This is a genomic window from Nonomuraea maritima (assembly GCF_900100395.1).
GTDB classification, from domain to species: domain Bacteria; phylum Actinomycetota; class Actinomycetes; order Streptosporangiales; family Streptosporangiaceae; genus Nonomuraea; species Nonomuraea maritima.
In genome coordinates this window covers 1-19,092 of record NZ_FNFB01000046.1, presented here as the reverse complement: position 1 = coordinate 19,092, position 19,092 = coordinate 1, and the positions used below count along the sequence as shown (strand labels likewise).

Sequence of the window (19,092 nt, the reverse complement as noted above, 5' to 3'; positions counted from 1 at the left end):
CCACGATCAGTTACCGCTGCTGCACCTGCAACGGAACCGGCATCACCGACGACCAGACCTGCGCCGACTGCCACGGCACCGGCATCGACAACCACGGCGCATAGCCGTAGCGCCCCCGCCTGGCCACACATCCGCCAAGATCCGCGCCAGGCCGGGGGCCATCCACACCAGCATCTGGATAGGACGGAACCCATCTTGCCCCACCTTGCCCACAGCCACGCCGTAGCCGGAATGATCCACCGGCTCAACCAACCCGACTACGACCGCTGGGCCAGCCAGATCAAACACACCGGCGGCTGCCGCCAGCCCATCCACCTCCGCGGCAAGGTCGAACACTACGACCAGGCCACCGGCCACCTCCTGCACCGCTACAGCACCACCACCGAACCCAACGGCGTGCTCCGCGTGCCGTGCAAGACGCGGCGGGCAACCCGCTGCCCGGCCTGCGCCGAGGTCTACCGCGCCGACACCTACCAACTCGTCCGCGCCGGCCTCGTCGGCGGCAAGGGCGTGCCCGAGACCGTCAGCTCGCACCCGTGCCTGTTCCTCACCCTCACCGCACCCTCCTTCGGGGCCGTGCACGTGCGACGGGAGAAGAACGGCAAGGTCCTGCCGTGCCACGCCCGCCGCGACGCCCAGACCTGCCCACACGGACACGTCATGTCCTGCACCGACCGCCACAGCGCCGACGACCCGAGGCTCGGCGAGCCGCTGTGCCCCGACTGCTACGACTACGAAGGATCGGTGCTGTTCAACGCCACCAGCTCGGAGCTGTGGCGGCGCTTCACTCTCGCGCTACGCCGCCGCTTCGCCAGACTCCACGGCCTGACCGTGAAGGCGCTGCACGAACAGGTCATGGTCTCCTTCGCCAAGGTCGCCGAATACCAGCGACGCGGCGTCGTCCACTTCCACGCCGTCATCCGCCTCGACGGGCCTGACGGACCTGCCTCACCGCCACCCGCGTGGGCAAACGCCGACAGCTTGGCACTCGCCGTCCAACACGCTGCAGCTGTCGTCACCACGGAGGTCAAGGCGCTCGACCGAACGTTTCGCTGGGGTACGCAGCTCGACGTCCGCCGCATCACCCTGGACGGGGACCTGACCGACCAGGCCGTCGCCGCCTACATCGCCAAGTACGCCACCAAGGCCGCCGAATGCGTCGGCACCCTCGACCGACGTATTCAGCCCTTGGACAACCTCGATGCACTACCCATCCGCGACCACGCCCGCCGGCTGATCGCCGCCTGCCTGCGCCTGGGCGATGATCCCGACCTGGCCGACCTCCGGCTCACCCAGTGGGCCCACATGCTCGGCTTCCGGGGCCACTTCTCGACCAAGAGCCGCCGCTACTCCACCACCCTCGGCGCCTTGCGCGCCGCCCGCGAAGAACACATGCGGGAAACCGAAATCGCCACCGGTCGCTTGCCGCTCTTCGAAGAGGACACCGTCCTGGTCGTCGCCCACTGGCAGTACGCCGGACAGGGCCTGTCCCTCGGCGAACAGATGCTCGCCTCCGCCCTCACCGGTACCCCGTTCATCAATCCCGCTCGATCGGAGGCCTCGCATGAATGACCTCGTGCTCACCGTCGACGAGGCCGCCGAACGGCTCCGCGTCAGCCGGTGGACCCTCTACAACCTGATCCGCTCCAACCAACTACAAACCATCAAGATCGGCCGTCGTCGGCTCGTTCCCGCCACGGCTCTGGCCGACTGCATCAAGACGCTGGTGGAGGTGGCGTAATGGCCGAGATCAAGCTCAACGCATCCGCCGACGAGCCCAAGCGTCGTACGAGCCGCCGCGCTCGCAAGCGTTCCAACGGTGAGGGGACGATCTATCAGCGGAAGGACGGCCGTTGGGAGGGGGCGGCCTTCGTCCTCACCACTGCCGGGACTTACAAGCGTGTCCGCGCGTACGGCCGCACCCACGAGGAAGCCCGCAAGAAGCTCACCCAGCTCGTGGCGCAGGCCGACCAGGGCATTCCCGTGGCCTCAGAGAATTGGACGCTCGCTGAGTTCCTCGCCTACTGGCTCAAGCACATCGTCATGGAGGAAGGCCGCCCCAAGACGTATCAGGGCTATGAGGGCGTGGTCCGTCTCCACCTCGTGCCGAACCTTGGCAAGAAACGGCTCGGCAAGCTCAGCGCCCAGGACATCCGCCTGTTCATCAACCGTTTTCGGAAAGAGTGCCAGTGCTGCAAGCACGGGTGGGACGCCTCTCGCGAGCGGCCCGCCTGCTGCGCTCTGAAGAGCCCTAAGTGCTGCGAGTCCTATTTGTCGACCCGGATGGTGCAGTCGGTTCACGCTGTCCTACGGAACGCGCTTGAGCGCGCGGTGCGGGAGGAGATCATTCCGCGCAATGTCGCCAAGCTCGTCACGGTCTCCGTGCCCTCGTACAAGGTGAACCGGGGGCTGACCGCCGAGGAAGCCCGGCGTGTTCTCCAGGCATCTGAGAAGGATCGCTTCCATGCGCTCTACGTCCTGGCCCTCTGCCTCGGCCTGCGTCGCGGGGAACTTCTCGGACTCCGCTGGCGGGACGTCGACCTCGACATCGGCACGCTCGAAGTCGTTCAGACCCTCCAGCGAGTCGGCGGGGAGCTCCGCTTCGTCCGGCCCAAGACCGAGAACTCCGAGCGCACGGTCCCGCTGCCTCAGCTCTGCCTCGACGCCCTCAAGGAACACCGCAAGCGGCAGTTCGCCGAGCGCTCCGACGCCTGGCCCGACTGGGAGGATCACGGACTCGTCTTCCCATCCCGCCGAGGCACGCCCATGGAGCCCGACAACCTCAGAAGAAGCTGGGGCGCCGTACGGAAGACCGCCGGCCTCGGCGAGATGCGTTTCCACGATCTCCGGCACACCTGTGTGAGCCTCCTCTTGGGCCTCGGCGTCCCACCGCACATCGTCCGAGAGATCGTCGGCCATAGCGACATCGAGGTCACCATGACGATCTACGGCCACGCCTCTCTGAGTGAGAAGCGCAAGGCTCTCGGCAAGCTTGGGGATGCTCTGAAGTAGCACGAACGTGTCGTCCCGACGCCCCGGGGTCATCACTCCGGGGCGTCTTCGCGCGCGCCCATCCTGATCCTCACCTGATGGTTGTGCTCGGCATGCGAAACGACTTCTCCTACAACAACAACACCGAGTTGGGGAAGCTCGGTATCAGCAGGCGTCCCAATGATCTCTGCGAGGCCTACCGCGTCAGGAACACCGGCGATCCGTAGAAAGACGCCGAAAGGTTGCCGACCGATGACTGTCCCGGTCACTCTCGTTCCGATCGGAAGAGCCCGACACGTCGCCGCCCAGGCATCGCGCGCCCGTCTCCCTAATGAAGGACCCTCGTCGGGCCACGTGTACTCGGGCACGCTCGAATCTTAGAGCCGTGAACCGCTGAGAGCTCGGATGGGGACGTTGCCGTCAGGGTTGCCGTCAGCGGACACAAAAACGCCCCGGAGCGATCTTCGCTACGGGGCATCTTGGCTGTTCAAGGCTGGTGGTCAGGGGCAGGGTCGAACTGCCGACCTTCCGCTTTTCAGGCGGACGCTCGTACCAACTGAGCTACCTGACCCAGAGCGGTCCTGACGGGACTTGAACCCGCGACCTCCACCTTGACAGGGTGGCGAGCACTCCAAACTGCTCTACAGGACCTTGCGTTTCTTGCTGTTTGCGCTCGCTTAGCTTACCAGCTCTTCGGCGGTCTTGAGACCGGCCGTTTCGCGGTGCGCTAGGCGCTCGCAGTGCCCCCAACGGGATTCGAACCCGTGCCGCCGCCTTGAAAGGGCGGTGTCCTAGGCCGCTAGACGATGGGGGCTTAGGATTCCCTGTCGCCTTCCGTCGGGGACCCCTGAAGCATAGGGGACGATTGCCCCTGATGCCAAAGTGACGAACCGGCGGTCGGTTTCGGCGTGCCGGTGATCGGTCCCGATGGCGTCGGGGCGTTCTCCGGCTCTGGGGAAATCATACGTTGCGGGTTGGCCTCCACGTGACGCTGGATGTAAACCGACTGCTCCCCCAATCCGCCCAGCGTGATGTCGTCCCATGCCTGCAGGCGCTTGGTTTCGCGGTCGAAGTACAGGACGGACGCCTGCACCGGTGTGGGCTGGGCGTGTTCGAGTGCGCGCAGGCCGGCGCCGCCGGTGGAGCCCTGGACGAGCATGCGGGTGCCGGTCTTGAGCCTGGTGGTCTTCCGCTCGTGGGTGTGTCCGGCCAGGACCAGGGGCGTCGTGCCGCTGAAGCCGCGTCCGACGTCGGGGTCGTGGACGGCGACCACATCCGGTTTCTTCACGTTGGGCAGGTGGGCGCGGGCGAACCGGGCGAGGGCGGACGAGTCGGAGTCGATGGGTACGGATTTGTCCGGCGTGAACCGCGGGTCGCCCAGTCCGTAGATCTTCAGGCCAGCGACGGTACGGGTCTGGTCGTCCAGGACGACGGCGTTCTTCTGCCGTTTCACCGCCCGCTCGGTGGTCATGGAGTCGTGGTTGCCCCTGACGTACACGTACGGGACGTCGAGGCCGCCGATCTCGTCCACGAACGCGTTCTCGGCCCTGGTGCCGTGGTCGGAGATGTCGCCGGTGTCGATGATCAGGTCCACCGCGAACTGGGTCTTGAGCGAGCGGATGACGTTCCAGGCGATGGGGTTGATGTGGATGTCGGAGACGTGCAGGACCCGGATGGTCTTGGGGTCGGGCTCGTACACGGGCAGTGTGGAGGCCGTCTCGTACAGCTTGGAGACGTTCGTGACCAGTTTGGTGAGCTGCGAGCGGTACGACTCGAACCGGGAGACGATCGCCTCCGCGCTGCCCACCAACGACGGCGCCGCGGCGATGAGACCGGAGTAGCGCGGCTCCACAAGCGATTTGGGACGGAACGTGACGACCGCGAGCACCCCGGTGGCAGCGAGCGCCACAGACGCCGCCAGAAGGCCCACCAGAGCCACTTTCGGGCGCTTGTAGACCATCAGGACGGCCAGCAGCGCCCCCGCCCCGGCACAGAGCAGCGAGCGGATGACGAGCATGCGTACGCCGGCCAGCAGGTCGTCCTCGATCGTGGCGGGCAGGCGGTCGGCGAGCCGCGGGTCCTCGAGGAGGGCGCGGGCGCGGTCCTGGTCGATGTTCTCGAGCGTGATGCGCAGCCGCAGCGGCGCGTCGTGGGTGCGGAAGGTGAGCGTGCCGAGCGGGCTCGCGTCGACCACCGTCTCGCCCCGCCAGGCGGGGCGGAGCGACAGTCCGGTCTCGACGGGGCCGACCTCGGCTCGTACGGTGCCGCTGAGGAAGATGCCCAGCCAGGCACCGATCGCGGCGACGAAGAGCATCGCCGCGATCCGCACGGTCCGCGACCGAAGAACGTCTTTCGTCCTGTGGAGGAGATTCATACAGATTCTTGCCTACCTGACCGACGGGGCAGAATGGCAAGCGTGATCTGGGTATCGCGGGAGAAGTTCGAGCAACTCGTGGCCGAGGCATTGGACACCATTCCGCCCGAGCTGGCCCGCGCCATGAGCAACGTGGTCGTCACGGTCGTCGACGAAGCGCCGGAGCCCGACCTCCTGGGCCTGTACACCGGTGTCCCCCTCACGGAACGCGGCGACTGGTACTCAGCGGTTCTGCCCGACTGCATCGAAATCTACCGTGATGCGATATGTGAGATTTGTGAGACGGAAGAGGACGTCATCAGGGAGGTCCGCATCACGGTCATCCATGAAGTCGGTCACCATTTCGGCATCGACGACGCTCGGCTTCACGAATTGGGCTGGTAACCCTTTGCATTTGGTTGGCTGCTTTGGGTTGCGGTCACCCCTGTCGATCGGGCACCTTAGGTGACATACCGAACACCCTGAGCAAGGCACAGCGGAGTCCTATGGGGGCCATGCGGGCGCGAAGGCCGCCGGGACGGCATCGGCGTGCCGAAACGGCACGAGTCACATACCGGGAAGTCATCGCCGTCAAGGAGTTCCGGGCCCTCTGGTTCGGCCAGGGCCTGTCCCTCCTCGGCGACCAGCTCGCACAGGTCGCGCTCGCCGTGCTCGTCTACGACCGCACGGGCTCCGCACTGGCCACGGCGGCCGTGTACGCGCTCACGTACCTACCGTCCATCGTGGGCGGTCCGCTGCTGGCGGGGCTTGCCGACCGGTTCGCGCGCCGGGGCGTCATGCTCACCTGCGACATGCTCAGGGCCGCACTCGTCGCCGTGATGGCGGTGCCGGGCATGCCGTTCTGGGCGCTCTGCGCACTCGTGTTCCTCGTCGTCCTGCTCAGCGCGCCGTTCTCGGCCGCGCGGGCGGCGCTGCTGCCCGAGGTGCTCGGCGGCGACGCGTACGTCATGGGCTCGGCCCTGCAGAACATGACCAACCAGGCCGTCCAGATGATCGGGTTCGCCGCGGGCGGAGCCGTGATCGCGGGCATCGGCCCCTACCGGGCGCTCGCCATCGACGCCGCCACGTTCCTCGCGTCCGCGCTGATCCTGGTCTCCGGCGTGCGCCGCCGGCCCGCCACCGCTCACGACGGCGCCAAGCCGTCGATGTGGACGATGACCAAGGCCGGCGCCCAGCTCGTGTTCGGGTCGCGCAAGCTGCGCACGCTGGTGCTCTTCGCCTGGCTGTGCGGGTTCTACATCCTGCCGGAGGGCCTCGCGGCGCCGTACGCGTCCACGTTCGCGGGCGAGGCGATGCCGACCGCGGTGATCACGGGGCTGCTCATGGCGGCGATGCCGACCGGGACGGTGATCGGGGCGTTCCTGTTCAGCAGGTTCGTGACGCCGGAGCGGCGGCTGCGGCTGATGGGCTGGATGGCCATGCTGAGCTGCGCGCCGCTCATCGTGGCGGCGGTGCGGCCGCCGCTCGTCGTGGTGCTCGCCGCCTGGGTGTTGTCGGGGATCGGCGGGGCGTACCAGCTCGCGGCGAACGCGGCCTTCGTCCAGGCGGTTCCGGCCGAGCGTCGCGGGCAGGCGTTCGGGCTCGTGCAGTCGGGGCTGATGGCCGTCCAGGGGGTCGGCATTCTGGTGGGCGGGTTCGCGGCGGAGAGGTTCGGCCCCGAGCCGGTGGTCGCGCTGGCCGGGGTCGGAGGCGTCACCTGCGCCGCCGTCCTCGCTCTGGCGTGGACCGACTCCCGCCGCAGGACCGCCCGCGTACACGCCGAGGCGACGGCGTGATCCCGCGGCCTGATCACGGCTGCGGCTTGTGCTCGCCGCTCCAGTCGGTGGCGGACCTGCGCTGCTGCTGCTTGCTGACGAGGTCCTGCAGGATCGACGTCTCGTGCTTCTCGTCGGGGATGAGCAGCCAGCCGATCGCGTAGATGCCGATGCCCAGCCCGCCGAACAGCGTCAGGATCGCGAGCGCGATCCGCACCACGTTGGCGTCGATGCCCACGAACTCCCCGACGCCCGAGCAGACGCCCGCGACGATCCGGCCTTTGTCCGTCCTGCGCAGTTTCTTGACCTGGTATTCGCTCATGTCTCAAGACTGCCCGCGGGTTCGGTGTTCGCACATCAGGATTCCCCCTGGTACAACCCTGGTAGTCCCTTATGCAAGGAGAGGATCCGCGATGGACGACCTGCTGCGCCTCGACGACCGGCTCGACGCGGACCAGCGGTTGATCCGCGACACGGTCAGGTCCTTCGTCGCCGAACGCGTCCTGCCGCACGTGGGCGACTGGTTCGAGGAGGCCGTCTTCCCCGCGCGCGAGCTCGCCCCCGCGCTCGGCTCGATGGGGCTGCTCGGCATGCACCTGCAGGGATACGGCTGCGCCGGCACCGACGCGACCTCGTACGGCGTGGCCTGCCGCGAGCTGGAGGCGGGCGACTCCGGGCTGCGGTCGTTCGTGTCGGTGCAGGGCTCGCTCGCGATGTACCCCATCTGGCGGTACGGCTCCGACGAGCAGAAAGAGGAATGGCTCCCCCGGATGGCGGCCGGCGAGGCGATCGGCTGCTTCGGCCTGACCGAGCCCGACCACGGCTCCGACCCGTCCGGCATGCGCACCTACGCCAAGCGGGACGGATCCGACTGGATACTCAACGGCTCCAAGATGTGGATCACGAACGGCTCGATCGCCGACGTGGCCGTCGTCTGGGCGCAGACCGACGAGGGCGTCCGCGGCTTCGTCGTCCCGACGTCGACGCCCGGGTTCTCCGCCCCTGAGATCCACAAGAAGATGTCCCTGAGGGCGTCCGTCACGTCCTCCCTCTACTTCGACGACGTACGCCTGCCGGCCTCGGCCGCGCTGCCGGGCGTCGTGGGGCTGCGCGGGCCGCTGTCGTGCCTGTCGGAGGCCCGGTTCGGCATCGTCTGGGGCGTCGTGGGCGCCGCCCGCGCCTGCCTGGAGGCGGCCGTCGAGTACGCGAAGACGCGCGTCCAGTTCGACAAGCCGATCGGCGCGTTCCAGCTGACCCAGGAGAAACTCGCCTGGATGTACGTCGGCGTCGCCCAGGCCGGGCTCACCGCCCTCCACCTCGGCCAGCTCAAGGACGCGGGAAAGCTGGAGCCCCGGCAGATCAGCTTCGGCAAGCTCTCCAACGTCCGCGCCGCCCTGGACATCGCCCGTCAGGCCCGTACGATCCTGGGTGGCAACGGGATCACGCTGGAGTACCCTGTGATCAGGCACATGAACAACCTGGAGAGTGTGCTCACGTACGAAGGCACGCAGGAAGTCCATACGCTGGTGCTGGGGGAAGCCCTGACGGGACTGCCGGCTTACCGGTGATGGAGGCGTCGCGGGCGGGGCGGTAATCTCTGTACCCTTGCTCGTGCGAGGGGCGTTAGCTCAATTGGCAGAGCTGCGGACTTTTAATCCGTAGGTTCCGGGTTCGAGCCCCGGGCGCCCTACCACTCCCCACCTCGAATCATGGCTCTGAGCTGGGCTTTCTTCCACGATCGGTGTACGCCGCGTAGGCAGCTTGATGCCACAGAAAGCAGCCGAGCGCCAGTGATCGCGGAATATACGCGGAATGGAACCTGGCGCGTTTGCCCAGGCCACTCCCCCGATTCGGAGCCGTTCCGGAAGCATTTCGGGGGCCGACACGACGAAGGACCCCGATGTGTGTCGGGGTCCTTCTGTGAGATGCGTGCTCACGCGGCGAGCGCATCCAGGATGCGTTGGTTGGCGACATCGCGTTGGCCGTCGATGCATTTGGCGTACACCCTGAGCATCACGTCCACGCCATGACCCGCCCGTTCCGCCGCTTCGGGGGCGTGAACACCGGCGTTGAGCCAGAGCGACACAGCCGCGTGCCGGAGGTCGTACGGTCGGCCTGCAAGCGGTGAGGCGACCTGATCGGGCGTGAACGCGTACGTCCGTGCCTCACGCCACACCTTGGAGACCGTGGAGCCGGGGAACGGCTTGCCGCTACTCGTACGGAACAGGCGACCGTCCTGCGCAATGCCGTGCTCCAGGACGTGTTGCCGAAGGATCTTGACCAGCTCGGGCGGAATGGGAACATGGCGGGTCGCCCGCTGCTCGCGGTGCTTCAGACCCCGCTCGTCGTGGCTCTCCCCCGAGTCCGTGTAGCGGCTGTTCGTCTCCGGCAGGGTCTTCTCCAGGGTGAGGTAACCCCATCCCGTCTCGGGAAGGTGGCAGTCCTTCTGCCGCAGAGCCGATGCCTCCCCAGGACGGAGACCGCCGAAGTACATGCAGGCGAACATGGCCATCATCATCTGTCCCCGCGAACGGCCCACGTAGGTCACTGCGGTCAGCAAGTCCCGTGCCTGAAGCGGGTTGACGACAGAGCGCCGGTCGATCTCACCAGTGGCCTTGATCTTGCGGAGCTTCACCTTGTGGAGCGGATTTGCCGAAAGCTCCTCCAGCTCCACCGCGTACTCCAGGACGTGATGGAAGACGGCCCGCTTACGCCGATAGGTCGAGGTCGCCGCCGCCTTGCCGTCCATGCGGAGCGCCAATGCCTCAAGGACGGCCCGCGTGTGCTTGGCCTCCTCCAACGCGCTCAGAGGAAGGGAAGCCGCCTCGATCCACTTCACGGCCTTGGCGACTTCGGGTGTCGGAGCCGGCCGACGGTCCTCGGGAAGGAAGGAGTACTCCCGCAGCGCCTTCCGGATCATCTCGGCATCGGGACGGCCCGCGACGTCCTTGGCCAGCACGGCAGTGATGTTGGCCAGTGCGTCGGTCATGCCTTCGCGGGACTTGGCCGCCGCGTGGGGCCACCATGCGTGTACGTACGTGACGGCGAAGGCGTACCAGGTACGAGCGTCCTTGGCCTTGACCATCGAAGCGGGAAGACCGCTTTCCATGTCGAAGGCTTCGCCCTTCTTGGCCGTCTGCCGCAGGTCGGACAGGAAGCTCTCGGCCAGGCCCTTGGTCTTGAAGGTCTGGGACTTCTCACGGTTGCCGACCGTCCACCGCACGGTGTGGGAGACGATCCGGGGCTTTTTGCCGGTGCCGTCCGCTCTGGTGTTGGTGCGGATGTCCCAGAACTTGACCTTGTAGGAGGTGGTCATGCGGCGCTCCTGAGGGATTCGAGCCAGGCGTTGAAGTCGCTGCGGTAGATGCGGAGTTCGCCGTTGGGTAGGCGGATGCCCTCTGGCGCCTTGCCGATCTCGCGCCATCGGTAGAAGGTGCGGCGGGAGACTCCGCCGAGTTCGCCGAGGACCTGGGCCACGGTCAGCAGTTCGTCTCGCTTGGTCACGCAACCCTCCCGAGATCCTCGGTTGCCGAAAGATCTTGTCCTTCAGCGCTGGCTTCCAGCACTCTGAGGTGGGCTCGCCAGCGTTGGCGTTCGTGGACCGACCGAAGGAGCCGCATTGCCAGGGGTGGCACGTTGGCGTCTCCGGCCGGGACGGGTCGCCAGATGTAGCGGTGTGGGTCGCTGGGTCCATCGGCCTTGCCGAGGGCTTCCAGGACCCAGGTGCGGCGATCCTGCTTGTGTTCGGCGAGGGTCTTGTTGGACCACTTGCGGGAGACCAGGACGCGGCGGCCCGCGTAGCCGAGGTGCTCAGGCTTGTGCGCCTTGGAGCGGCACCGCCCCGGCTGCATGCCGGGCTTGGCGTTCTTGGGCTGGACGCCGTAGCGCAGCCAGTTCGGGCAGGTCGGCGAGCACGGTTCGTAGCGCAAGGCATCCAGCATGCGGGAGACGTGTTCGCGCTGGGCCTGGCCGCCGTCGAGGGTGTCACCGATGGACTTGGTCAGATACTTGGACAGGTACCGGATGCACTGGTCAGCGTCGGGGGTTCCGGCGAGGACGCCTTGCACGTCCACCTGGTCGCCGAACCGCAGCACGTGAAGGGGTTCCGCGTCCTCGTCCAGGGCGTCGAGGGCTTCGTTCCAGGTGGGCAGGACCTCCCCCGTGACAGGGTCGAGATAGCCGGCCTCATCCCAGACGGGCAAGTGGTCGCCCTCAAAGCGGACCTCGTCGGCTTGGGGCCACCACACCTGGTGGTAGGTGGCCGCCGCTATCTGCTTGATCTCGGCACGAGGAAGGGTGCCCCGGATGGCCATGTGCAGATGCGGAGCAAGCCGTTTTTGGGGTTCGACGGCGGCGAAGTACTGCACGTTATAGCCCGCGACCCGGCGCAAGTTCTGCACGAACCGATCCACGAGCTTGGAGAAGTGCAGCGCGTCCCGAGCAGCCCGCCGGTAGTCGTAGCTCTCGGGGTCGATCGGAACGCTGTTACGGACCTTGCCGTAGCTGGGCAGGGTGAGCGTGACGAACAGCGACGGCCGGTAGACCTTGCCATCAGAGCTGGTGAAGGTACGGCCCAAGGTGGTGTCGGTCATCTTCCGCTTGGGCAGGTCGGGCGCGTCCTGCCGTCGCCGGGTTGAACGGGTGCGCTTGGGCGCCGCGGATCCGGTGACGCTGCCTCGCATCCCAGCGGCGTTGATCTCCTCGTCCAGGCCGACGAGGACGGCGTCCAGGTCGGTGGTGTCGTCGCCGGCCTGCTCGGCGGCGTCCCGCTTGGCCTGCATGTCGGCGCGGAACTCGACCAGCCAGCGCTGTTCCTCGCTGCCCTCGTCGGGCGTGATGGCCGGTTCGGTGTCGAGGTGCCACCCTTCGCGGCATTGCGCCATGCGGAGCTGCCGGTTGCGTTTGGCGCAGGGCGGGCACTTGGCGTCGAGGGTGGAGCCGCAGGGGACGTCAATGATCTCGGATCGGCCGGTAACGGTGTCGAGCCGCCGCAGCGCCACAGGCCGGATACAGACGCCGTGCAGCTTCGCGACCTCTTCGAGCACATCGCGAGCCATCGGCATCGCCTGGCGGACAGCGCGGGGTAGAGCGCGGTCGTGCGGATGGGTCATACGGTCCTCCCTTCGTCGGCGTCAGGGACGATGAGCGCGGTCTGTCCGCACTCGCGGCACTCGACCAGGGCGCGGACCAGGTCGAGCCAGAGCGTGTTTTCGTTGAGGCAGGTGGAGCAGCGCAGCCCGTCCAGCGGGTGAAGCAGTTCACGCATCGGGGCTCACCTCCGTCTCGGTCAGATGGGCGCAGAGCCGGTAGCGCTCCAGGTCCGGGTGAGCCTGGACGATGCGGGAGCGGTAGAGCTCGAAGACCCGCATGCGGGGCAGATCATGTGCGGTCAGCAGGACCATCAGCGGACGGGCCGCAACCAGGCTGATCTCATTGGCGGTGCCGTGGAAGCAGATATTCACGCGGCCTGCCCGTACGGGCCGTAAGCGTCGACCATGGCGTGGATGTCAGCGTCGGTGACGTAGGCGGCGCGGACCCGGACGGGTTCGGGGCTGGCTTCCAGCCGGACGTAACCGACGCCCGCGCCCAGCTCCGGAACCGGTGAAATGTGATCAGCGAGAGCGCCCCGGTCGCGTGCGCCGTCACCGAGGACCATGTCCACCTGTTCCGACTCATCGAGCCGCAGGGCGATCTTGTCGGGGAACAGGTTGCGGATGTTCATGACCTCCTTGCGCGGGTCCTGGAGTGCGGCCAGGACACCGACACCGACCGCCCGTCCTTGGGTGGTGAGCGTGGCCAGCGCCGAGGAGATGCGTTGCCGCAGTTGCCGATCGGATTGGTAGGCGGTCAGGAACGCCACCTCATCCACCACGACCAGGACGAACGGATCCTCGATGGTGGGGGTATGGGAGCGCTGGAGCCCGGCGAACCGCGCCGCTCGCTTCTGCATGACGCAGACAGCCTCATCCAGCAGGTCAACACACTCCTCGGGAGTGGCCGCGTAGCGGGAACCAAACAGGTCTCGCCCGTAGGACAGCTCCATCAGCTTGGGGTCCACCGCCCACAGCTCGACCAGGCCCGCTTGGGCGGCGGGGAGGAGGGAGCGGATGACGGACCAGATGATCGATCCTTTGCCGGCCCCGGTCGCCCCGGCGACGAGAACGTGAGTGCCGTGCACCTTGAGCCGCCAGGGCTGACCGTCCTCGCGCTTGCCGATCTCGACCGGTCCCACGGTCGGTTCCTCATGCACGGGAAGCGCTGGCAGAGGTTGAGACAGTGGATCGTTGCGCGGGAAGGTCAGCATGAGCTGTCCGGCCTTCACGAGAGAGACGCGGCAGGACGTGGCGCCGAAGCCTTGGGCCAGGTGGTCGAGGCGATCGGTCCAGTCCTTGACTGCCTGGCCTTTGAGCATGCGCACGGTGACCTGGTCGGCCCAGGAGGTGCAGGTGACCTTGCCGAGGACGGGCAGGTAGTCACGGCCCCTGATGTGACGGCCGAGACCGGAGACGGTCATGACGGGTTGCCAGTGCCGCCGGTAGACCCAGACGAACCGCCACCAGGCCAGCAGCCGGTAGCCGACGAGACGGGAGAACGACGGACGGTCGAGGAACGCCCACGAGATGAGGAGCAGGACGACCGTGCCGAGCAGCGACGCCGAGGCAGGCCAGCCGTAGACGCACCAGGCAGCGCCGAGGGCGACGGGGATGGCGCAGGCGATGGGGTGGCGCCAGATCGTACGGACGAGTCCGGCCAGCATCCGGAAGACCAGGAGGACGATGGTGAGGATGGCGGGAGTGGACACGACGGCCGGGCGGAAGACGACGGCCGTGTCGGGCGTGGTGGAGACGAGGTTACGCGCCTCGTCGCCAGGCAGCCGCTTGAACATAAGCTGGGAACCTCTCGTGATGGTGGAACTTCAGGGGAGAACCGAGGGGCCGCCGGAAGTTGCCGCTTCCAGCGGCCCCGCCTCATGTCAGCCCGCCGGTTCGGCGGCGTCTGAGTTGGCCGGCTGTTCGGCATGCAGTTGCTCGCAGTCGGCCAGATAGCGAGCGGCAGCAGTGAAGATCTCGCGGGCGATGGCCAGGTCGGCGTCGGTGACCGGCCCGGCCCCGGTGGTGGACACGTGCACGTTTGCCTCGTAAGAGCAGAGCTCCAGGTACGGGCGGGGGCTGTCGAACAGGAGCCCGGCACGGACCTTGAGGCCAGGGGTGTGGAAGGAGACGCCGACGTGCGGCGTGGACTCCGGTCGCAGGGACAAGGTGACGTAGGTGTACGGCGTGTGCTCGCTCACGCAGCCACCCCCTTGCCGTCGGGCAGCCCGTAGAAGCTGCGCTCCAGAGAGCGGGCGAAGCGGTAAGCCTCGCGGGCGAGCTGGCGCGCGAACTCCAGGTCTTCCGCTGTCACCTGGCCATCGGTGGTGACCAGGACGGAGGTGGCGCCGAAGTCGAGCGCCAGAACGGGCTCACGGCGGGCGAATGGATGGTTGAGCGTGCGGGCGGCGTGCCCGGTGGTCAGCCGGATCACACTGTTACGAGGGGTGCGGCGACGGGTCATCAGGCGGCGTCCTTTCCGGCCGAAGCCTTGGCGGGCTGGGAGGGCTGAGTGAGTGCGTGCATCTCACGGACCTTGATCGAGTACGCGAGACGACCGGCCGCGTTGACGTACGGCGTGGCCGTGATGCCGTCGAAGGCGACCGGGGTGAAAGGCAGGCCCGGCATCGGCTGCGGCGGCACCGGCTGGACCGGGGCCAGGATCTTGACCGCGACCGTCTTCTGCGCGGGCTTGAGGGTCGGGTCACCGTCCATGACCGCGACCTGCCAGACCAGCTCTCCGGTCTGCTTGTCGCGGGACTGCACGAACCGGCCGTTGGTCGAGGCGTCGAAGTCCTTGACGGGTTCGACCTCACCGACGATGTAGCAGCCGTGCGGGAAGACCATGGCGAAGGTGACGGGGATAGGGCCTTGCAGAGCCATGACGGCTCTCCTCTCAACTGTTCGACACTTGAACTTGGGATGCTTCCGAACGCACTGCTACGTGCTGCCGAAGGGCACCCGCATGCGCGTCTTGGCAGTGCTCCAGGACGTCCGCCACGGCGTGAAGCGAGAAGATCACTATCAGCAACACCGTGGCGGCCAGCACCGTGGAGGCCAGGCCATCTGCGCAGTTATCCATCACATCGGCCACGATGCGGATGGTTGTGATCAGACGGGATCGTTTCGCGTCTTCGAGACCAACCATCATTGATCACTCCAATCCCACATCGTTTGGCCGACACAGCCGTTTCCCCTGCTCGGGGCCCCGTGTAGGGGGGGCTGCACGAACGAACGTACAGGACCCCCTACACGGCCGTCAAGGGGGGGCTGTACGTGGCGGGTATAGCCCCCTCTGAACGGAGCGCGTACGCTGCCTTCATGGCAAAGGAAGACGTGAGCGAGGCGGTTCAATCCGCGCTTGCATCCCTCGAACACGCCTTCGATGCCGCTCTTGCAGTGATCAATGCGGAGCCTGAGCCCAGTCAGGCCTATGCGGGTGCAACCGAGCTGGTCGAAACGCTGAGACGGCTTGTTGAAGCCTCAGGGGATCAGCGGGCCCTCTCGGCAGCCCGCATTTTTGACCATGAGCAGATGTCGTTGGCCGGCCTGGCTGACCGCATCGGGGTATCGAAAGCGCGCGCAGCGCAGCTCATAAAGACTGCCAAAGACGCGGGAACGCAACGGAGGGACGTTAGGGATGAGCAAGCCGACAGAGGTAATCGTTGAGGTCTGGCCCGTCTCGGCCGACGACGTTGGCCTGTGGCTCATCAGTGGAGCCGACGCCTGGCGTTCGGACGCAGTGCAGCAAGACAGTGACCCTCATAGCGCCGTAGTCGATCTTCTCGCGAAGAACGATGCAGAAGACGGCGTAAAGCTCCTCCACTCAACGTCCTGGCGTGCAGATGGCGCCGCCGTCATTCTCACCTACGTAGCCGTGCTCGGGTGCGGCGCTTTCGTACGGGATAAATGGCAGCACGCCGCCCCGATCAGCCCGGCACTCCCCAATGCTGTCGGAAAACCGATTCCGGTCGAGGCCACGGACGCACCTATTCCTCGGTACATCGATGTACTGATGCACGGCTTGCGACACTTGCAATTTCTGCTGCAAACAGACTCCGCCGCACGTACCGCCCTGTGCGGCAAATGGCCAGATCACCTAGCAGCCTTCCGCCCTGCCCTAGCCGGCATGTACGACCATGAGCACGGGCAAGAGCCGATCACTCTTCCCGAGGGGTTGGAGGCGCGTTAGCAAGGGAGATGTATGCACGATGACGTGGGACGATCGACTAGAACAGGCGCGCATCATGCACGAACAAGAAGAGGCAAGAAAAGCAGAGCTTGACCAGCTACATGTCCAGCAGCGCACCATGGAGGCTCTTCGAGACCTTCTCTCGCGTATCGAGAATGAAGACCTTCCCGTAGTTACATGGACGATCGCAAGCAGTCCATCGGCCACGCCGCTTACCGCGGTCTGTGACATAGGTGACGCGGACAAACGTCGCAGAGGTTTCGAAGAATGGTGTGACGCTCTCGGAGCTACCCGACTACCTGACGAGGTGAGCAGCCAAGGCGGGACCAGGCTGCGGGCACGGGTCATGGACAACTATCTAGACTTGCCCATCGATCTGATTGCCGACGTGTGACACCCCTCCGGGGCAGGTCATGCCTGCCCCAGGGCCGCAGTGGTGCTTGGGTATGACCGTTAGGGCGCAGGCTTGTCACGGGCGACCCTGATTAGCTGATCTGCGCGTGCCTTTGAGATTCCTAGCCTCTCCGCCAGTTTCCTTCGGGAAAGATTTTCGGCATCAGATATCTCTGCAGCGCACTTTGCACGAGTAAGCGCTGCATCATCGGCAAGTTTTCGCATGCCATCTGCTAAGCGCGTGGCGATATCATACGCCGCATCGAGGTCAGCCATTCTCTGCAGGTCTGCATTAACCTGGTCATATGCGCGCTTGATAAGTTCGAGGGCGTCAGCATGCATCGACATATGGGGCGCAGCTTCTACGGCGGAGTTCATCTGAGGGCCGTGTTCGTTGGACACTCGCCTCTCTCCCTTCCCCGCGCTTTAACCTTCCTAGGCATTGACCCATGCGATTTACGATGCTCCTGCAGAAGACGATCCCATTCTTGACGCGCGAACCTATATTGACCTCTACCGATTTCTAGGCTTCCGCCGACAGTACGCTGAAGCACAAAAAATATTCCACCCTGGGAAGCCCATTCGTAGATACCGCAGCAGGACGTCTCGCGGATTCTGACTGTTCCCGCTGGATCAAATGGCACCCAACTTGGACAGGGAGTAGGCGGCCTCTTTGGCACGCTATATTCGCTCAGTATCGCGTGCTGCTGTTCATGTGCTAGCAATAGGAGATCCCATACGGGGCGAGCTTCTTCCCACACACCTCTTACTGCTATCTCTAGACCATTATCCGCGTGCCTCATAACGACATAGACATCGTTCTCAGACCCCCAGATATACATATCGCAGCAGGACACACACTCGACTCGGAACCGCTCCACCGAGGTACGGCACAACTCCCAGGCAATGTCTGCCGCGCGCCTGATCGCCGCAAGCTCGGCTCCAGCGCCTTTCCCGTTCACGGCAAGCACCATCAGAAGTGGCCGACGCTTGCACGGCGGTTCCGGTGCCAGATGCACAGAATGGCCAACGAGATCAGCGACTCCGCCGTCAGCTCAGGAGCGATACGGCGGGCGCGCTCAATCGCGGTCACCTTGGGGAGTGGCCTGGCGTGCCATAGGCCGGCCTCGCACCAGACGTAGAAGCGCCTAAAGGCTGTGCGCAGCTCGGGGTCAATCAACTGAACCGATCGGGGCTCAGGGGCCGGATGGCGCTGCGGCAGTTCGGCCCGTCTCGCTCGACCTCTGTAGAGGGTCACAGCACCACCATACCTCTATAGGTATGGCTTCCTCTAGTACTTGTACACGCTCCTACATCTAGGGGTAGCAGACTGATAGAGCACGTTGGCGCTTGCTTAGTGTTCGAACGTGCTCGACCGTGAGGGGCCTGTACTCCTATACGTGCAGATAGCGGACCAGATCAGGCAGCGCATCGTCTCCGGCGTTCTCGCGCCTGGTTCTGCCGTGCCATCTGAAGTCGAGTTGGTGAGTACCTACGGCGTCACGCGACAGACGGTTCGCCGAGCAATCCGACTCCTCAAAGAGGAGGGTGCCGTGTACACCGAGCAAGGACGTGGCACCTTCGTTGGGCCAAAGAGCGCCCCCCAGAGTCCGCGTAGGGTCCCGGTCTACCAGCAGATCGCCAACGAGATCATCGGGGAGATCAAGGCGGGGGCCTACGCCCCGAATCGGCTCATCCCCAGCGAGAAGACGCTTGAGCAGCGATTCGACAGGGCGCCAGGAACGATCAGACAAGCCGTCGCGCACATGCGCGAGTTGGGCTGGGTCTTCACCGTGCCGCAGAAGGGCACGTACGTCTCCAAGCCCGAAGACTGGCCCGAGGGTTAATCTCCGCTGCCACGGCGCACGACGCCCTGCCCCCCGCGGATCTTCACCGCGCCCTGGCTTCTATCCGGTCGCCGCCGGCAACATTAAGAACTCACATGATCATCGGGAAAGTACGCCCCTCCCGGTGATCTACAGGTCTCAAGCATTGCTCCGAAGGTGACGCGTACGATCTACATCTGGTCAACTGACTCCGACTCAAGCTCGGCCTGACCTTGTCTACCTGGCTCAACGTCGGAATAGATGCCACCGAGGTAGCTGCCCGCGCAGGAAATAGCGTGGAGGTGCCTCGTACACGCTACGCCAAGTGCCTCTATGGCCGACACGAGCAGAAAAACTCCCGCATCGATGTGGCGTTGCTGGACTTCCCCTTCTAGCGTGGAGACCTGACCTAAGGAGAAGGTTGGGTCGTGGGAGAGACCAGACGCAGGTTCGATCCAGAGTTCCGTGCGGG

Annotated in this window: 23 protein-coding genes and 4 tRNA genes; 11 read left to right on the top strand and 16 right to left on the bottom strand. The window is 65.8% G+C overall.

Annotation, left to right across the window (positions count from 1 at the left end; genetic code table 11):
• Positions 1–231: 231 nt before the first annotated feature.
• From BLR04_RS37505 to BLR04_RS37495, 3 genes are read left to right on the top strand one after another with little or no spacing between them, the layout of a single operon-like run.
• Entirely contained in the window at positions 232–1,572 is a 1,341-nt protein-coding gene (locus tag BLR04_RS37505; protein ID WP_090773919.1) for a replication initiator, read from the top strand.
• On the top strand, positions 1,565–1,741 hold the full coding sequence (locus tag BLR04_RS37500; protein WP_090773918.1) for a helix-turn-helix domain-containing protein: 177 nt from the start codon (positions 1,565–1,567) through the stop codon (positions 1,739–1,741). The genes BLR04_RS37505 and BLR04_RS37500 overlap by 8 nt, the downstream gene beginning before the upstream one ends.
• Positions 1,741–3,012, top strand: coding sequence for a tyrosine-type recombinase/integrase (locus BLR04_RS37495; RefSeq protein WP_090773917.1), 1,272 nt, complete (start codon positions 1,741–1,743; stop codon positions 3,010–3,012). The genes BLR04_RS37500 and BLR04_RS37495 overlap by 1 nt, the downstream gene beginning before the upstream one ends.
• A 473-nt stretch (positions 3,013–3,485) precedes the next feature.
• Here the strand turns inward: BLR04_RS37495 and BLR04_RS37485 are convergent.
• From BLR04_RS37485 to BLR04_RS37470, 4 genes are all read right to left on the bottom strand, one after another.
• Positions 3,486–3,562: transfer RNA gene (locus BLR04_RS37485), tRNA-Phe, on the bottom strand.
• Between the two features lie 5 nt (positions 3,563–3,567).
• Positions 3,568–3,642: transfer RNA gene (locus BLR04_RS37480), tRNA-Asp, on the bottom strand.
• A 90-nt stretch (positions 3,643–3,732) separates the two neighbouring features.
• A tRNA-Glu gene (locus tag BLR04_RS37475) sits at positions 3,733–3,805 on the bottom strand.
• The gene (locus BLR04_RS37470; protein WP_342672333.1) at positions 3,806–5,320 is read right to left on the bottom strand and encodes a metallophosphoesterase family protein; all 1,515 of its coding nucleotides are present in this window, start codon (positions 5,318–5,320) and stop codon (positions 3,806–3,808) included.
• Positions 5,321–5,398: 78 nt separating this feature from the next.
• On the opposite strand from BLR04_RS37470, the gene BLR04_RS37465 reads away from it, so the two are divergent.
• Positions 5,399–5,749: a metallopeptidase family protein gene (locus BLR04_RS37465; RefSeq protein ID WP_176903500.1), complete on the top strand. Its 351-nt coding sequence runs from the start codon at positions 5,399–5,401 to the stop codon at positions 5,747–5,749.
• 110 nt (positions 5,750–5,859) lie between these two features.
• Positions 5,860–7,140: an MFS transporter gene (locus BLR04_RS37460; RefSeq protein ID WP_342672332.1), complete on the top strand. Its 1,281-nt coding sequence runs from the start codon at positions 5,860–5,862 to the stop codon at positions 7,138–7,140.
• Positions 7,141–7,153: 13 nt separating this feature from the next.
• Here the strand turns inward: BLR04_RS37460 and BLR04_RS37455 are convergent, their stop codons facing one another.
• On the bottom strand, positions 7,154–7,441 hold the full coding sequence (locus BLR04_RS37455) for a PspC domain-containing protein (RefSeq protein ID WP_090773915.1): 288 nt from the start codon (positions 7,439–7,441) through the stop codon (positions 7,154–7,156).
• Between the two features lie 91 nt (positions 7,442–7,532).
• Here BLR04_RS37455 and BLR04_RS37450 point away from each other — a divergent pair, with 91 nt between their 5' ends.
• The gene (locus BLR04_RS37450; RefSeq protein ID WP_090773914.1) at positions 7,533–8,687 is read left to right on the top strand and encodes an acyl-CoA dehydrogenase family protein; all 1,155 of its coding nucleotides are present in this window, start codon (positions 7,533–7,535) and stop codon (positions 8,685–8,687) included.
• 49 nt (positions 8,688–8,736) lie between these two features.
• Positions 8,737–8,812, top strand: a tRNA-Lys gene (locus BLR04_RS37445).
• Positions 8,813–9,052: 240 nt separating this feature from the next.
• Here BLR04_RS37445 and BLR04_RS37440 read toward each other — a convergent pair.
• From BLR04_RS37440 to BLR04_RS37405, 10 genes are all read right to left on the bottom strand, one after another.
• Entirely contained in the window at positions 9,053–10,435 is a 1,383-nt protein-coding gene (locus tag BLR04_RS37440; protein WP_090773913.1) for a tyrosine-type recombinase/integrase, read from the bottom strand.
• Positions 10,432–10,623 carry a helix-turn-helix transcriptional regulator gene (locus tag BLR04_RS37435; RefSeq protein WP_090773912.1) on the bottom strand — a complete coding sequence of 64 codons (192 nt, stop codon included), beginning with the start codon at positions 10,621–10,623 and terminating at the stop codon, positions 10,432–10,434. The genes BLR04_RS37440 and BLR04_RS37435 overlap by 4 nt, the downstream gene beginning before the upstream one ends.
• Positions 10,620–12,230, bottom strand: coding sequence for a replication initiator (locus BLR04_RS37430; protein WP_090773911.1), 1,611 nt, complete (start codon positions 12,228–12,230; stop codon positions 10,620–10,622). The genes BLR04_RS37435 and BLR04_RS37430 overlap by 4 nt, the downstream gene beginning before the upstream one ends.
• Positions 12,227–12,385 carry a hypothetical protein gene (locus BLR04_RS41125; RefSeq protein ID WP_176903498.1) on the bottom strand — a complete coding sequence of 53 codons (159 nt, stop codon included), beginning with the start codon at positions 12,383–12,385 and terminating at the stop codon, positions 12,227–12,229. Before BLR04_RS41125 ends, BLR04_RS37430 begins: the two co-directional genes overlap by 4 nt.
• Complete coding sequence (locus BLR04_RS40205) at positions 12,378–12,581, bottom strand: hypothetical protein (protein ID WP_143022394.1); 204 nt, start codon at positions 12,579–12,581, stop codon at positions 12,378–12,380. Before BLR04_RS40205 ends, BLR04_RS41125 begins: the two co-directional genes overlap by 8 nt.
• On the bottom strand, positions 12,578–14,005 hold the full coding sequence (locus tag BLR04_RS37425) for an FtsK/SpoIIIE domain-containing protein (protein ID WP_090773910.1): 1,428 nt from the start codon (positions 14,003–14,005) through the stop codon (positions 12,578–12,580). The genes BLR04_RS40205 and BLR04_RS37425 overlap by 4 nt, the downstream gene beginning before the upstream one ends.
• Positions 14,006–14,092: 87 nt before the next feature.
• Positions 14,093–14,410 (bottom strand): hypothetical protein, encoded by a 318-nt coding sequence (locus tag BLR04_RS37420; RefSeq protein ID WP_090773909.1) that lies wholly within the window; start codon positions 14,408–14,410, stop codon positions 14,093–14,095.
• Positions 14,407–14,673 carry a hypothetical protein gene (locus BLR04_RS37415; protein ID WP_143022393.1) on the bottom strand — a complete coding sequence of 89 codons (267 nt, stop codon included), beginning with the start codon at positions 14,671–14,673 and terminating at the stop codon, positions 14,407–14,409. Before BLR04_RS37415 ends, BLR04_RS37420 begins: the two co-directional genes overlap by 4 nt.
• Positions 14,673–15,092 carry a plasmid replication, integration and excision activator gene (locus BLR04_RS37410; RefSeq protein ID WP_090773907.1) on the bottom strand — a complete coding sequence of 140 codons (420 nt, stop codon included), beginning with the start codon at positions 15,090–15,092 and terminating at the stop codon, positions 14,673–14,675. Before BLR04_RS37410 ends, BLR04_RS37415 begins: the two co-directional genes overlap by 1 nt.
• 13 nt (positions 15,093–15,105) lie before the next feature.
• Positions 15,106–15,360: a hypothetical protein gene (locus BLR04_RS37405; RefSeq protein WP_090773906.1), complete on the bottom strand. Its 255-nt coding sequence runs from the start codon at positions 15,358–15,360 to the stop codon at positions 15,106–15,108.
• Between the two features lie 170 nt (positions 15,361–15,530).
• On the opposite strand from BLR04_RS37405, the gene BLR04_RS40200 reads away from it, so the two are divergent.
• From BLR04_RS40200 to BLR04_RS40190, 3 genes are read left to right on the top strand one after another with little or no spacing between them, the layout of a single operon-like run.
• Positions 15,531–15,878, top strand: a complete 348-nt coding sequence (locus tag BLR04_RS40200) for a hypothetical protein (protein ID WP_143022392.1) — start codon at positions 15,531–15,533, stop codon at positions 15,876–15,878.
• Entirely contained in the window at positions 15,850–16,401 is a 552-nt protein-coding gene (locus tag BLR04_RS40195; RefSeq protein WP_143022391.1) for a hypothetical protein, read from the top strand. The genes BLR04_RS40200 and BLR04_RS40195 overlap by 29 nt, the downstream gene beginning before the upstream one ends.
• Before the next feature lie 19 nt (positions 16,402–16,420).
• On the top strand, positions 16,421–16,795 hold the full coding sequence (locus BLR04_RS40190; protein WP_143022390.1) for a hypothetical protein: 375 nt from the start codon (positions 16,421–16,423) through the stop codon (positions 16,793–16,795).
• Between the two features lie 59 nt (positions 16,796–16,854).
• Here the strand turns inward: BLR04_RS40190 and BLR04_RS40185 are convergent, their stop codons facing one another.
• Positions 16,855–17,196, bottom strand: coding sequence for a hypothetical protein (locus tag BLR04_RS40185; RefSeq protein ID WP_143022389.1), 342 nt, complete (start codon positions 17,194–17,196; stop codon positions 16,855–16,857).
• Between the two features lie 965 nt (positions 17,197–18,161).
• Here BLR04_RS40185 and BLR04_RS37390 point away from each other — a divergent pair.
• A complete protein-coding gene (locus BLR04_RS37390; RefSeq protein WP_090773903.1) occupies positions 18,162–18,641 on the top strand; it encodes a GntR family transcriptional regulator in 480 nt (159 codons plus the stop codon).
• Positions 18,642–19,092: the final 451 nt, after the last annotated feature.

Excerpts from the sequence above, each read along its gene's own strand:
- BLR04_RS37405 (WP_090773906.1), bottom strand. The coding sequence starts at position 15,360 with ATGATGGTTGGTCTCGAAGACGCGAAACGATCCCGTCTGATCACAACC.
- BLR04_RS41125 (WP_176903498.1), bottom strand. The coding sequence starts at position 12,385 with ATGCGTGAACTGCTTCACCCGCTGGACGGGCTGCGCTGCTCCACCTGC.
- BLR04_RS37465 (WP_176903500.1), top strand. The coding sequence starts at position 5,399 with ATGGCAAGCGTGATCTGGGTATCGCGGGAGAAGTTCGAGCAACTCGTG.
- BLR04_RS37460 (WP_342672332.1), top strand. The coding sequence starts at position 5,860 with ATGCGGGCGCGAAGGCCGCCGGGACGGCATCGGCGTGCCGAAACGGCA.
- BLR04_RS37425 (WP_090773910.1), bottom strand. The coding sequence starts at position 14,005 with ATGTTCAAGCGGCTGCCTGGCGACGAGGCGCGTAACCTCGTCTCCACC.
- BLR04_RS37430 (WP_090773911.1), bottom strand. The coding sequence starts at position 12,230 with ATGACCCATCCGCACGACCGCGCTCTACCCCGCGCTGTCCGCCAGGCG.
- BLR04_RS40195 (WP_143022391.1), top strand. The coding sequence starts at position 15,850 with ATGAGCAAGCCGACAGAGGTAATCGTTGAGGTCTGGCCCGTCTCGGCC.
- BLR04_RS40200 (WP_143022392.1), top strand. The coding sequence starts at position 15,531 with ATGGCAAAGGAAGACGTGAGCGAGGCGGTTCAATCCGCGCTTGCATCC.
- BLR04_RS40190 (WP_143022390.1), top strand. The coding sequence starts at position 16,421 with ATGACGTGGGACGATCGACTAGAACAGGCGCGCATCATGCACGAACAA.
- BLR04_RS37455 (WP_090773915.1), bottom strand. The coding sequence starts at position 7,441 with ATGAGCGAATACCAGGTCAAGAAACTGCGCAGGACGGACAAAGGCCGG.
- BLR04_RS37495 (WP_090773917.1), top strand. The coding sequence starts at position 1,741 with ATGGCCGAGATCAAGCTCAACGCATCCGCCGACGAGCCCAAGCGTCGT.
- BLR04_RS37440 (WP_090773913.1), bottom strand. The coding sequence starts at position 10,435 with ATGACCACCTCCTACAAGGTCAAGTTCTGGGACATCCGCACCAACACC.
- BLR04_RS37505 (WP_090773919.1), top strand. The coding sequence starts at position 232 with ATGATCCACCGGCTCAACCAACCCGACTACGACCGCTGGGCCAGCCAG.
- BLR04_RS37415 (WP_143022393.1), bottom strand. The coding sequence starts at position 14,673 with ATGACCCGTCGCCGCACCCCTCGTAACAGTGTGATCCGGCTGACCACC.
- BLR04_RS37450 (WP_090773914.1), top strand. The coding sequence starts at position 7,533 with ATGGACGACCTGCTGCGCCTCGACGACCGGCTCGACGCGGACCAGCGG.
- BLR04_RS37500 (WP_090773918.1), top strand. The coding sequence starts at position 1,565 with ATGAATGACCTCGTGCTCACCGTCGACGAGGCCGCCGAACGGCTCCGC.
- BLR04_RS37410 (WP_090773907.1), bottom strand. The coding sequence starts at position 15,092 with ATGGCTCTGCAAGGCCCTATCCCCGTCACCTTCGCCATGGTCTTCCCG.